Origin of the sequence: Arcobacter cryaerophilus gv. crypticus (genome assembly GCF_002993025.1) — a bacterium.
Classification (GTDB): domain Bacteria; phylum Campylobacterota; class Campylobacteria; order Campylobacterales; family Arcobacteraceae; genus Aliarcobacter; species Aliarcobacter cryaerophilus_B.
The window spans coordinates 184,347-197,299 of record NZ_NXGI01000002.1 but is presented as its reverse complement, the minus strand read 5'-3'; the positions used below and the strand labels follow the sequence as shown (position 1 = coordinate 197,299).

Here is a 12,953-nt window from a genome sequence, read left to right as displayed (position 1 = left end):
CCAAAATAAATACAAAAAGCAATCCAGCCATTAAATCAGCATAAGAAACCCAAAAGTTCTCTTCTTGATTTTTGTTTTTTTCATCTTTTTTATACATCATTTTCTACTTTGTTAAATCTTTAAAAATAGTCAAATCTTTTACTATATTTGCTGTTTGTAAATCTATTTGTCTTAAAGACTCTTTTAGTCCATCTTCAAATTTCCACTCTATTTTTTCCATATCACTTTTCATAGTTTCAATACTTTTTACAATATTTGTATATATTGCTTTTAGATTTTCGCTACTTAAATTATTCATATGAGAATTTAACTCAATAATATTTTTATTTAAATTATCTGAAACATCTTTGAAAATCATTGTTTGTGAATTTGACTGTAGAGATAATTTTTCAACAGCAATAGAAAGTTTTTCAAAATTTGCAATATTTTCATCAATTCGTAAAGACAAAATATACTCTTTTTGAAGCAACTCATCAAGACTTTTTGCTCTTTGTTCTATTGATCTATTTATATCATACATAGCTTGACTAGATGTTAACTCTTCAAAAATTTTACTCATACTAGAAAAATTATCAATATTACTTTTTATATGAATTGACTCAATATCTATTTTTGTCCAAAAAAAGTTTTTTGTACTCTCTTTTATAATATAACTATCGTGATGAAATCTACTAAGTCCAAATTTCTCAAAAAATATCCACCAAATAGATAAAAATATTCCATAAATTGAAACATAAAAAGCTGTTCCAACTCCACTTAAGAGTTTTGTAATTTCACTATCAAGTGCCACAATATTGTTTGATGAAAAATCAGGCATAGATAAAGCTATTGATATAAAAGTTCCCAAAATTCCTAAAGTTGGAAAAATTCCACTTGCAATACTTGAAAAATTGCTATTTCTTAAATTACTTGTATAATCTTGTAAAAAATCATCTACACTTCCATTTGCTTTTGAAGTTTGAGTGATTGTTAAAAGATTATTATTTATATAAGCAAGTAAAGCTATTTGCAAATCTGCATACAAAGTTCTAAACTTACAAGCCACAAAATAAGCATTGTGTCTAATAAAAAACAGATATATAAAATATATTGAACCAATCAAAATAACGCTATGTATCTCAACTTTCAGTGGTAAAATTCCAAAATAACATAAAATAACCATAATAAATAATAATGTAGGTACAGTAAGTAGTGTGAAAATTCTTGAAAGTGGTTTACAATTTGTATAAAATTTTGAGTTTAACTCAAATAAATCTTCCTCTTTAAACATAATATTTCCTTCAAATTTTTAAAATAACCTCCATTTTATCTAAATTTAGTAAAATAGCAAAAAAAAATTTAGGGATTTATATGAAAAAGAGTCTGTTTTTGATTTTTATTTTACCTTTTTGTCTATTTGCAAGTGAGAAAAAATATACTGTTTCAGTTTGTACAACTTCAAATTTAGAAAATGCACTTGTGTGTAAAAAAAGAATTTATGATAATACTATTGGAGAAGTTTTTATAGTAAAACAAAATCAAAAATACTACACATACTTAAATACTTACGATGACAAAGAAATAGCAAAAGTTACAATAAAACATGCTTCTAAATATATAAAAGAGCAAAAACCTTATATAAAAGAGATTGATATAAAAATCGTAAATCAAATTGATAAAAGAAAACTTTTTATAGATATGGATAATCAAACTAGTTTTTATAATCAAGAAAATAACTCTTCAAACAAAGATAAAAAAAATATACAAAAAGAAGAAAAAGAGCTTGAAAGTCCAAAACCTCAAGCTGTGAATATTCCATTAGTTTCTATGATTCCTGAAAATGTTGAGATTTTGGGACTTTTACCTTATGACAATCAAGATATAAAAAATGAAGAAAATAGTAAAAATGAAAATAATAATGAAACTAAAATAGAGTATGAACTAAAAAGTGAATTAGATTTTGGAAATCAATCTTCAAATGATATTTTAAGCCAAGAGGATGAAGAAGAACTTTTACAAACAAGTCTAAATGAGTTTGATGAACAGATAAAAAAAGGCTCAAAAAGTAATCAAACTTTTACAAAATCTTATGAAAAAAAGGTTTCAAAATCAAATTTACCAAAAGAACAAAGAAGAAATCTAAATAACTACGATGAGTTAATAATAAGAGTAGATTCAAAAACAAATATTATGGAACTTTTTGCAAAAAATGGTGAAAATGAAGAAAAAATAAAAAGCTACATTGTTTCAACAGGAAAAGATAGTATAAAAAAACCATTAGGAGTTGGAAGAATTTCACAAATATCACTAAATCCAGTTTGGTATCCAACACAAGATACTAAAAAAAGCTTTGCAAAAAAAGGGATAATTTTACCAAATGTTGTACCACCAAATCATAAATACAACTATATGGGAATGGCAAAATTAAATCTAACTCATAGTGTTGATGGAAATACAACATATAGAATTCATGGAACTTTAAATGAAAAAACTCTAGGAAGCAACGAAAGTGCTGGATGTATTAGAATGAGAAACAACGATGTTGTAGAACTAGCAATTTTACTAGAAGAGTTTGCCAATATTAAAACTTTAAATAAAATAAAAGTAGTTTTAATCTAAAACTACCTTTTACTTCTTTTCAAACTTCTTCTTTTATACCTTTGATACTTCTTTTTTAGATAATTTTTAAAACTCTCTGGATATGCTCTATTTTTTGGAATATTATTTACTATAAATGCAATTAAAAATAAAATTAAAGCTCCACTAAAAACTGGAATTAAAATATAAAAAAATTCAAGCTCATGTATTTGTTCGCCTCCAATAACTGCTATTAGTGAAGTTGCACCTCCTGGAGGATGTAAAGTTAGAGTTAATTGCATAATCAATATTGATGTTGAAACAGCAATAGCTGATGCTAAAAATAGATTTGAAGAGAAAAGCTTATATGAAATAACTCCTACAATAGCAGATAATAAATGTCCACCTATTAAATTTCTAGGCTGGGATAAAGGAGAATTAGGAACTCCGTAAATCAAAACAGCACTTGCTCCAAACGAACCAACAACTAAAGTTAAATCTTTATCATCTAAAAAATCCATATGAAAATATGAAATTGCAATAATCCCTAAAAAAGAACCTATCCAAGCCCAAAACATATTTGATTTATCAATATTTTCTAAACTTATTTTTCTAAACTCTTTATTAAAAAAATTCATTTTTTATACCTTTTTTAAAAGTTTATGTTAATCAATTTTTTTAATAATTTATATGATTTATATCAAAAAAGATTCTATTTGGTATAATAAAAACTATTTTTAAAAAAATGAGGTAATTTTTATGGGTATTTTAGAAGATTTAATAAAAAGAGCAGAAAATAGTTGCGAACTTTGCAAAAGTTTAGAAGATTTAGAGATTTTTGAAGTATCACCAAGCGATGGAACAACTGAACAATCTGCACTTTTATGTCCAAAATGTAAATCTCAATTTGAACAAAATTGTACCCTTGATGAAAATCATTGGTATTGTCTAAGTGAAGCTATGTGGAGCGAAACTCCTGCTATTAAAGTTTTATCATATAGAATGTTAAAAAAACTAGACAACCAAGAGCTTTTGGATATGATTTATTTAGATGATGAAACTTTAAATTGGGCAAACAAAGGTTTAGAAGAGTTTAACACAAGTGTTGTACAAAAAGATTCTAATGGTGTAGTTTTAAGTGCTGGAGATACAGTTACTATTATAAAAGACCTTGAAGTAAAAGGTGCTGGATTTACTGCAAAAAGAGGAACTGCTGTTAGAAATATCTCATTGGGAAGAGAAGAAGGACAAATAGAAGGTCGTGTAAATGGTGTTAAAATAGTTATTCTAACTCAATTTGTAAAAAAATCTTAAAAGTAACCAAATTGTAACCAAGCGAAACTAAACTTCCAAATATCAAATTATTAGGAAGTAAAATGAGTTTCAAAAAAACATCTATGGCTTTAATAGCAAGTACACTTTTAGTTACAACTTTAAGTGCAAGAGATCAAATCAAAATAGTTGGTTCATCGACAGTTTATCCCTTTTCATCTTCAGTTGCTGAAGAGTTTGGTGCTACAACATCTTTTCCAACACCAGTTGTTGAATCAACAGGAACAGGTGGAGGAATAAAACTATTTTGTGCTGGAGTTGATATAAATACTCCTGATATTGCAAATGCTTCAAGAGCTATGAAAGCTAGTGAATTTAAAATGTGTCAAGAAAATGGTGTTACAGATATAACTGAAGCACTAATTGGTTTTGATGGAATTGCTATTGCACAAAGTTCAAAAGTGCAAGGTTTTAATGTAACAAAAGAGCAATTAGCTCTAGCTGTCGCTGCGCAAGTTCCATCAGCTGATGGAAAATCACTTATTGCAAACCCTTACAAAAAATGGTCAGATATTAGTAATAACTTACCAAATAGAGAAATTATTGTTTATGGTCCACCAAAATCATCAGGAACTAGAGACTCTTTTGAAGAGTTAGTACTTCAATCTATATTTGAGAAAAAAGCAGTTTATACAGATTTATATAAAAAAGATGAAAAAGCAAATAAAAAATATAAAGCATATTCTGAAATTAGGACAGATGGTGTTTATGTTGAAAGTGGTGAAAATGATAATTTAATAGTACAAAAGCTTACAAAAAATGAAGCTGCTGTTGGTATTTTTGGATACTCATTTTTAGCTGAAAACAGAGATAAAGTTGTTGGTTTAAGTATTGATAATGTTTTTCCATCAGTTGAAACTATTGCAAATAGTTCATATCCAGTTGCAAGATCTATGTATTTTTATATCAAAAACCAACATTCAAAAGATGTTCCAGCTTTAAATCAATTTAATAAACTTTTTGTATCTGAAAAGATGATTGGAAAAGATGGAATTTTAACAGAATTAGGACTTATTCCATTAACTGATGACACAAGAACAAGAGCTAGAGCAAAAGTTTTAAATAGCGAAAAATTAAAAGCAGAAGATTTAAAACACTAACAATAAAATAAAAGGAGCTTAACGCTCTTTTTATTTCTTCTTTTCAAATAACTTTAGGATACACTTATGATAAATTGGGATGAAATAATAGATAAATTAGATTATGCTTTTCAACCAATAATCTATGCACAAAGTGGAAAACTATATGCTGTTGAAGCATTATTAAGAAATGTTCAAGATATACCAAATATTACAACTATTGATGATCTATTTGATTTAGTTTTTAGTAATGACTATTTATATGAATTTGATTTGCTTTTAAGAGAAAAAGCTATTAAAAAATTTGCAAATATAAATATTCCAAATTTAAAACTATTTTATAATCTTGACAATAGAATAATATACAACAAAAATTATAGTGCTGGAAATACTGAAAAGATTCTTACAAAACACAATTTAAGCAAAGATAAAATAATTTTCGAATTAAGTGAAAAAGGTACTTCAATAGAGCAAAATGCTCTTTCAACTATGCTTCAAAGATACAAACAAAGTGGTTACTCTATTGCAATAGATGATTTTGGAATAGGAGTTTCTGGACTAAAACTTCTATATTTTAGTGAAGCAAATATTATCAAAATTGATAGATTTTTTATATCAAATATAGATCAAGACTCAAAGAAAAAACTTTTTTGTTCTTCAATAATTGATATGGCACATATTATGGGAATGCAAGTAATCGCCGAAGGTGTAGAAACGCAAAAAGAGTTTTATACTTGCAAAGATATTGGTGCTGATTTTATACAAGGATTTTTAGTTCAAAAACCAACAAAAGATATTAATGAAATAAAGCCAATTTACAATGATATTTCAAATCTTATTTTAGATGATAAAAGAGAAGAACAAAATAAATTTATAAATGAACAATTTATAGATAAAATTGAATCTTTGCCTGTAAATAGCTCTTTATATGACATAATTTTACATTTCAAAAAAAATACAGAGCATAACTTTGTTCCAATAATTGATGAATTTGGATATTTTCTTGGAATTGTATATGAAAGTGATATAAAAAAAATATCTTACTCTCAATATGGATTATCTTTGGCACAAAATCAAAATTTTTCAACAAGACTATTAAAATATTTAAAACCTGCTTTGAGTGTTGAAATATCTTGGGGAATTGATAAGATTTTAGAGATGTACAACCTAAATTTCCAAAACTCTCTTGGTATTTTTATAACAAATTGCGATAAATATTTAGGATTTATAAATCTAAACTCTCTTTTAACAATGTCTTATAAAAGAAATATTGAAATAGCAACAAATCAAAATCCACTTACAAAACTACCTGGAAATAAGCAAATTGAAAAATTTATTGGTAACTCTTTTAGAAATATTCAAATAAATACAACTCATATAATCTACTTTGATTTTAATGATTTCAAACCTTTCAATGATATTTATGGTTTTAGACAAGGTGATAGAGCAATTCTTATATTCTCCGAATTATTACAAAAAAGATATCCAAAAAATAGTTTTATCGCTCATATTGGTGGAGATGATTTTTTTGTAGGATTAACAGATTTTGCTTTTGAAGATGTTTTTGAATTAACTTTAGATATTCAAAATGAGTTTGAATATAGTGCAAAAAATCTATACTCAAAAGAGGATAAAAATCTAGGGTATATTGTCTCAAAAGATAGATTTGGAATAACTAGAAACTTTAATCTTTTATCTGTATCTTGCTCAATTATAGAGATAAATTCTCAATCAAATATTCTAAATTTTGATGATACTTTAAATCTTATGAAAAAAGAATCAAAGAGTTCAATAAAGCCAGTTTATAAAGTTTTATAAACTGTAATCGTAATGTAATCAAACTCTATTAAAATTCATTAAAATTTAACATAAAGGTAAAGTTTGTTAAGTAGTCTTCAATCAGAAAAAAAACGAAGAGAACTAAATGAAAAGCTTATAAAATCTGCTCTTATTCTTGCAGCTGCTATATCTATTTTAACTACTTTTGGGATTTTGTTTTCAATATTATTTGAAGCAATAGAGTTTTTCAAGTTAAGAAGTTTTTGGTACTTTTTAACAGGTACAATTTGGTCTCCAGGAGTTGTAAATAGCCAATTTGGTGCATTACCAATATTTGCAGGAACATTTGTAATAACAATAATAGCACTTCTTGTAGCAATTCCAATTGGTCTTGGAAGTGCTATTTATATGAGTGAATATGCAAGTCCAAAGTTAAGAGATTATCTAAAACCTATTTTAGAAGTTCTTGCTGGTATTCCAACTGTTGTTTATGGTTTTTTTGCAGCTATTACTGTTGCTCCACTTGTTGTAAAAGCTGCTTCTTTTTTTGGACTTGAAGCTACTTTTAACAGCGCTTTAGCATCTGGAATTGTTATGGGAATTATGATTATTCCTTTAATTTCATCTTTAAGCGATGATGTTATAAGAGCTGTTCCAGATTCTCAAAGAAAAGCAGCATTTGCTCTTGGAATGACACATGGAGAAACTATAAAAAACATAGTAATCCCAAGTGCAATGCCTGGAATTATCTCAGCATCACTTCTTGCACTATCACGTGCTTTGGGAGAAACGATGATTGTTGTTATGGCAGCAGGTTTAAGACCAAATCTTTCTTGGAATCCACTTGAAGATATGACAACTGTTACAGTAACTATTGTAAATAGTTTAGTAGGTGATTTCGAATTTAATTCACCTGAAACACTTTCAGCATTTGCTCTTGGGCTTATACTGTTTATTGTTACACTGATTTTAAATATGATTTCCTTGTCATTAATTAGAAAATTCAAAGAAAAATATAAAGTGAATACATTATGATAAAAAGAAAAAAGAAAAATAAAGAACATAATCCATTTTATGATCCAACACTTAAAAAAAGACATACAAGTGCAAAAAGATTTAAAAAGTTTACTCTAACTTCTTTAATCTTTTCAATAGCATTTTTAGCATTTTTCCTATTTGATATGATAGGAAAAGGTATTCCTGCTTTTAATATAGCTTATATAAAAACAGATGTAACTTTTAATGAAAAAACTTTAGAAGATACAAGATTTGCAGTTCCATCTCCTTATAGAAATTTAGTTTCAAGAGCAGCACTTAGGGATTTACCAAAATTATTAGAAGAAAACCCGACATATATGAATTCAACTCAAAATATTTGGATTTTAGCAAGTAGTCAAGTTGACCAATATATAAAAAATCATAATCATAATCTAAAAGATAAAGATATAGAAAAAATTGATGAACTCTATAATCAAGGTTTAATTGAAAAGAGATTTAATGCAATTTTCTTTACAAATGGTGACTCAAAAATTCCTGAATATGCTGGTATATTTTCAGCAATTGTTGGGTCTATTTTAACTTTGATTATTACAATGGCAGTTGCATTTCCAATTGGAGTTATGACTGCTATTTATCTTGAAGAGTTTGCTGGGGACAATAAATTTACAAGATTTATTGAAATAAACATCAATAACCTTGCAGCAATTCCTTCAATTTTATTTGGACTTTTAGGACTTGCTATATTTATAAATTTATTTGGAATGCCAAGAAGTTCACCTTTGGTTGGTGGTTTAACTTTGGCACTTATGACTTTACCAATTATAATTGTAAGTTCAAGAGCAGCTTTAAGAGCAGTTCCAGATAGTATTAGACAAGCTGGATATGGTTTAGGACTAAATAAAATTCAAGTAACACGAGACCATGTTTTACCACTTGCATTTCCAGGAATAATGACAGGTTCAATTATTGGTTTAGCACAAGCTATGGGAGAGACAGCTCCATTAATTATCATTGGGATGATTGCATTTATTCCAGATGCTCCTTCGATGGTTACACAAGCGGCAACTGTTATGCCAGCTCAGCTATTTACTTGGGCTGGAATGCCTGAAGGTATGTATATAGAAAAAACAGCAGCTGGAATTTTGGTTTTATTGACAATATTAATTTCACTAAACGCAATAGCAATATTCTTGCGAAAAAAATTTGAAGTAAAATGGTAAAAGGAAAATATTAAATGAATAAAGATATAAAAGCAAAAATAGATGTTAAAAATCTAAATCTTTTTTATGGCTCAAATCAAGCTTTGTTTGATATAGATGTTAATTTATATCAAAATAAAATTACAGCACTAATTGGACCATCAGGTTGTGGAAAATCGACATTTTTACGATGTATAAATAGAATGAATGATTTAATTACAAATGTTAAAATTGATGGAAAAATTATAATTGATAAAAAAAATATCTATGATAAAGATGTAGATGAAGTAAGTGTTAGAAAAAGAGTTGGAATGGTATTTCAACAACCAAATCCTTTCCCAAAATCTATCTATGATAATGTTGCTTATGCACCTTTAAAACATGGAATGGTAAAAAAAGGGAAAGATTGTGATGAACTTATTGAAACTTCTTTAATAAAAGCTGGACTTTGGAATGAAGTAAAAGATAAATTAACAACTCCTGGAACATCACTTTCAGGTGGTCAGCAACAAAGACTTTGTATTGCAAGAACAATTGCTATTAAACCAGAAATTATTTTGATGGATGAACCAACAAGCGCACTTGACCCAATAAGTACAGAAAAAATTGAAGCACTTATGCTTGATTTAAAACAGGATTATACAATCATTACTGTAACTCACAATATGCAACAAGCTGCACGAGTTGCTGATTATACAGCGTTTTTCCACTTAGGAAAACTAATAGAGTACGATATAACAGAGACTATCTTTGTTAATCCAACAAATAAAAAAACAGAAGATTATATTACAGGGAGATTTGGATAATGTTAAAACCATATGAAGAGAAATTAAAACTTATAAAAAGTGATGTAGAAAAATTAGGATTAGATATTGTTGAGGCTTTAGAGGTTTGTTTAAAATCTTTGAATGAAAGAAAAATAGAGAATCTAAGAAATGTTGAAGTTAGTGAAAAGAAATTTCTAATAAAATCAAATGAGATAGACAATCTTATAATTACGACTTTAGCTTTATATACTCCAGAAGCAAGAGATTTAAGAAGAATGGTAGCATTCTTAAAAATAACAAATGAGCTTACAAGAACAGCTGCAAATACAAAAGATTTTGCAAAAATGTTTAGAAAATCTTATAGTGATGAATTAGATACAAATACTATTTTAGAGTACACAATTCCACTTCTAAAATCAGCTTTATTATCTACAAAAACAGCAATTTCAATAATAGATGAACAAGAACACTCTAAAGTTGAAGAAAAATATCAAAGAGTTATTGTAGAAGAGAGTAAAACAGATGATTTATATTTGATGATAGAGAAAAATATTTTAAAACTAATCACACAAAAACTAGACCTTTCAAAAGAGTATTTTGATCTTTTAAGTAGTTTAAGAAGATTAGAAAAAATTGCAGATAGATCAGTTTCAATAGCTAGTTTACTACAATTTGCAAAACTAGGAGGAGATATAGTTCAATCATAAAAATCTTTATGATATACTTTTTAAATGAAAAAAGCTATAAATAAAATATCGAACTACTTTAGTTCAAACTTTGAGGTTTTGGTTGCTACGGTTATATTTTTAACAGTAGTTTTAGCTGGAAATGACTTTTATACAGCAATTATTTTAATGCTTGAATTTGTTGTGATTATGGAAGTTGTAAAAATGATTTCCGATTTTATAAAAAAAGAGACATTAAGACTTAGATATGTTCTTGATATTTTTATAATATTTTTAATCAGAGAAGTTATTATTCTTTCAGCAAATAAAAGTAAAGATTATTTTGATATTGTATTTTTATTATTTGTTATTTTTATATTTTTTATTTTCAGAATATTGGCTATTAAATTCTCTCCATTTGGAAATGATGAAAATAGAAAAATAGATGAAATAAAAGATGATGAAACAAAGTGAAATTATGCTTGAAGGTAAAAATAGATTAATTTTAATAATAGAAGATGAAGAAGATATTCTTGAACTTCTTGAATATACTTTACAAAAAGAGGGATATGAAACTATTGGATTTTTGAATGCAAATGAAAATGTAAAAAAAGTTTTAGATGAAGAGAAGATAGATTTAATTCTAATGGATAGAAATCTTCCAAATATAGAAGGTACATCTTTTATAAAAGAGTTAAGAGCAAATGGTTATCAAAACCCAGTTATTTATGTTACAGCAAAAGATAAATCTGAGGATATTTTAGATGGATTTGAAGCACATGCAGATGACTATATTACAAAACCATTTAATATACAAGAACTACTAGCTAGAGTTAAATCTGTAATAAAAAGATCTTCAAATGATATTGAAGTTTTAAAAGTAAAAGATATTGTTTATAACTTTTCAAGTAAAACATTCTGTATTGAAGATAAAGACATTGAGCTAACTTCTCTTGAAACTACTCTTCTTTTAGAGTTTATAAAAAATAAAAATATTCTTCTTTCTAGAGAGTATTTACTAGAAAAAGTCTGGGAAGACTCTTTTGATAAACAAGAAAAAACAGTAAATGTTGCTATAAAAAGATTAAAAGATAAGATAGATCCTAATTCAAAGAAAAACTATATAAAATCAGTTAGAGGAGAGGGTTATATTTTTTGTTAAAAATTCATCAACTTTTTTTACGAACTTACCTTGCAATATTTATTGCCATTTTAATAACTCTTACTATTACTATTTATTTTTGGGCGAAAAATCTCTACTTAAATCAAATTGAAAAAAACTTAATCCAAAATATAGATATATTATCTGTAATTTTAGAAGATACAAAAGATATAAATAGTATTAAAGATATTATTAAAGATTTAAGTAAAAAACTGAACTTAAGAATTTCAATTATAAATGAAAATGGTGAAGTAGTAGCAGAAAGTCACAAAAATATTGAAAATATAAAAAACCACTCAAATAGAGTTGAGATTATTGAAGCAAAAAATATAGGTCTTGGAAAAGATACAAGATTATCTGAAACTCTAAACAAAGATTTAATATATATAGCAAAAAAAGTATCTTTTAATAAAGAAACTTACTACCTAAGAATGGCTGATTATACAAATAAAATTACTGATAATTTCAAAAAATTAACTTTTGAAATTTTTATCTATATATCTTTTTTCTTAATAATTGCATTTGTTTCAACTTACTTTATAAGTATCAAAATACAAAGAGAAACGGACTCAATATTACAGTTCTTAAAAGAGATAACTAGTAAGAAAAAACCAATATTTTTACAATCAAATTATACTTTTGAATTTTATAAAATAGCAAAACTTCTAAACAAAGTTGCAAAAAAACTATCAAAAAAAGATGAGATAAAAGCAAAACACACTGCAAAATTAACTTTAGCAAATAGACAAAAAGATGATATTATCTCTGCTATTTCTCACGAATTTAAAAATCCAATAGCAATAATTTCAGGATATAGTCAAACTTTAATAGAAGATGAAAATTTATCACAGGCTTTAAAAATAAAGTTTTTAAATAAAATATTATCAAACTCAAATAAAATGTCACAAATAGTTGATAAACTAAGACTTACTTTGAAGCTTCAAGATAGCAATCACAAACTAGTTTTAAACAAAGTTTCTATTAAAAAAATAGTAGAAAACTCTATTAGCGATTTAAAAATAAAATATAAAAATAGAGAAATAAACGTTTTAGGAATGAATAAAGAGATAAATGCTGATGAGATTTTAATAGGAATTGCTATTTCAAATCTAATAGAAAATGCTTTAAAATATTCTCAAGAAGATGTAACTATAGAAATAAATGAAAATTCATTGTCTATAATTGATAAAGGAATTGGAATTTCTCAAGAAAATTTGGAAAATATTTTTAAAAAATATTATAGAGCAACTAGCAACAACTGGAACAATTCTTTAGGTTTAGGACTTTTTATAGTTAAATCTATTTTAAATATTCATCATTTTAAATTAGAAATTACCTCTAAAATCGGAATTGGTTCAACTTTTAAAATATATTATTAATTTATACTTAATTTAAGCAAAAGCTAAGTATAACTT

At 26.2% G+C, this 12,953-nt stretch carries 13 protein-coding genes; 11 read left to right on the top strand and 2 right to left on the bottom strand.

From position 1 onward, the window contains the following. Positions 1-103: 103 nt before the first annotated feature. A complete protein-coding gene (locus CJ670_RS01390; RefSeq protein WP_105938583.1) occupies positions 104-1,270 on the bottom strand; it encodes a MotA/TolQ/ExbB proton channel family protein in 1,167 nt (388 codons plus the stop codon). An 80-nt stretch (positions 1,271-1,350) separates the two neighbouring features. Between CJ670_RS01390 and CJ670_RS01385 the strand changes: the two genes are divergently transcribed. Then, positions 1,351-2,598, top strand: coding sequence for a L,D-transpeptidase (locus CJ670_RS01385; RefSeq protein WP_105938582.1), 1,248 nt, complete (start codon positions 1,351-1,353; stop codon positions 2,596-2,598). Positions 2,599-2,600: 2 nt separating this feature from the next. On the opposite strand, the gene CJ670_RS01380 is transcribed toward CJ670_RS01385, so the two are convergent. Beyond that, on the bottom strand, positions 2,601-3,194 hold the full coding sequence (locus CJ670_RS01380) for an HPP family protein (RefSeq protein WP_105911850.1): 594 nt from the start codon (positions 3,192-3,194) through the stop codon (positions 2,601-2,603). A gap of 121 nt (positions 3,195-3,315) precedes the next feature. Between CJ670_RS01380 and CJ670_RS01375 the strand changes: the two genes are divergently transcribed. The 10 genes from CJ670_RS01375 (at position 3,316) to CJ670_RS01330 (ending at position 12,917) form a co-directional block, all read left to right on the top strand. After that, a complete protein-coding gene (locus tag CJ670_RS01375) occupies positions 3,316-3,870 on the top strand; it encodes a PhnA domain-containing protein (RefSeq protein ID WP_105911851.1) in 555 nt (184 codons plus the stop codon). 62 nt (positions 3,871-3,932) lie between these two features. Continuing rightward, positions 3,933-4,988, top strand: a complete 1,056-nt coding sequence (locus tag CJ670_RS01370; RefSeq protein ID WP_105938581.1) for a substrate-binding domain-containing protein — start codon at positions 3,933-3,935, stop codon at positions 4,986-4,988. A gap of 66 nt (positions 4,989-5,054) precedes the next feature. Continuing rightward, entirely contained in the window at positions 5,055-6,785 is a 1,731-nt protein-coding gene (locus tag CJ670_RS01365; protein WP_105938580.1) for a GGDEF domain-containing protein, read from the top strand. Between the two features lie 63 nt (positions 6,786-6,848). Beyond that, the gene (pstC, locus tag CJ670_RS01360; RefSeq protein WP_105938579.1) at positions 6,849-7,781 is read left to right on the top strand and encodes a phosphate ABC transporter permease subunit PstC; all 933 of its coding nucleotides are present in this window, start codon (positions 6,849-6,851) and stop codon (positions 7,779-7,781) included. After that, complete coding sequence (gene pstA / locus CJ670_RS01355) at positions 7,778-8,965, top strand: phosphate ABC transporter permease PstA (protein WP_165785165.1); 1,188 nt, start codon at positions 7,778-7,780, stop codon at positions 8,963-8,965. Before pstC ends, pstA begins: the two co-directional genes overlap by 4 nt. A gap of 14 nt (positions 8,966-8,979) precedes the next feature. Continuing rightward, a complete protein-coding gene (gene pstB, locus CJ670_RS01350) occupies positions 8,980-9,750 on the top strand; it encodes a phosphate ABC transporter ATP-binding protein PstB (protein WP_105911855.1) in 771 nt (256 codons plus the stop codon). Then, positions 9,750-10,418, top strand: coding sequence for a phosphate signaling complex PhoU family protein (locus CJ670_RS01345; RefSeq protein ID WP_105938578.1), 669 nt, complete (start codon positions 9,750-9,752; stop codon positions 10,416-10,418). The genes pstB and CJ670_RS01345 overlap by 1 nt, the downstream gene beginning before the upstream one ends. 24 nt (positions 10,419-10,442) lie before the next feature. Next, entirely contained in the window at positions 10,443-10,850 is a 408-nt protein-coding gene (locus tag CJ670_RS01340) for a phosphate-starvation-inducible PsiE family protein (RefSeq protein ID WP_105911857.1), read from the top strand. Continuing rightward, positions 10,837-11,538 carry a response regulator transcription factor gene (locus tag CJ670_RS01335; RefSeq protein ID WP_228154181.1) on the top strand — a complete coding sequence of 234 codons (702 nt, stop codon included), beginning with the start codon at positions 10,837-10,839 and terminating at the stop codon, positions 11,536-11,538. The genes CJ670_RS01340 and CJ670_RS01335 overlap by 14 nt, the downstream gene beginning before the upstream one ends. Then, positions 11,532-12,917 carry a sensor histidine kinase gene (locus CJ670_RS01330; protein ID WP_105938577.1) on the top strand — a complete coding sequence of 462 codons (1,386 nt, stop codon included), beginning with the start codon at positions 11,532-11,534 and terminating at the stop codon, positions 12,915-12,917. Before CJ670_RS01335 ends, CJ670_RS01330 begins: the two co-directional genes overlap by 7 nt. The last annotated feature ends 36 nt before the right edge of the window (positions 12,918-12,953 follow it).

Coding starts and splice junctions, on each gene's coding strand:
- CJ670_RS01335 (WP_228154181.1), top strand. CDS start 10,837: ATGAAACAAAGTGAAATTATGCTTGAAGGTAAAAATAGATTAATTTTA.
- CJ670_RS01345 (WP_105938578.1), top strand. CDS start 9,750: ATGTTAAAACCATATGAAGAGAAATTAAAACTTATAAAAAGTGATGTA.
- pstA (WP_165785165.1), top strand. CDS start 7,778: ATGATAAAAAGAAAAAAGAAAAATAAAGAACATAATCCATTTTATGAT.
- CJ670_RS01365 (WP_105938580.1), top strand. CDS start 5,055: ATGATAAATTGGGATGAAATAATAGATAAATTAGATTATGCTTTTCAA.
- CJ670_RS01370 (WP_105938581.1), top strand. CDS start 3,933: ATGAGTTTCAAAAAAACATCTATGGCTTTAATAGCAAGTACACTTTTA.
- CJ670_RS01380 (WP_105911850.1), bottom strand. CDS start 3,194: ATGAATTTTTTTAATAAAGAGTTTAGAAAAATAAGTTTAGAAAATATT.
- CJ670_RS01390 (WP_105938583.1), bottom strand. CDS start 1,270: ATGTTTAAAGAGGAAGATTTATTTGAGTTAAACTCAAAATTTTATACA.
- CJ670_RS01375 (WP_105911851.1), top strand. CDS start 3,316: ATGGGTATTTTAGAAGATTTAATAAAAAGAGCAGAAAATAGTTGCGAA.
- CJ670_RS01340 (WP_105911857.1), top strand. CDS start 10,443: ATGAAAAAAGCTATAAATAAAATATCGAACTACTTTAGTTCAAACTTT.
- pstB (WP_105911855.1), top strand. CDS start 8,980: ATGAATAAAGATATAAAAGCAAAAATAGATGTTAAAAATCTAAATCTT.
- CJ670_RS01385 (WP_105938582.1), top strand. CDS start 1,351: ATGAAAAAGAGTCTGTTTTTGATTTTTATTTTACCTTTTTGTCTATTT.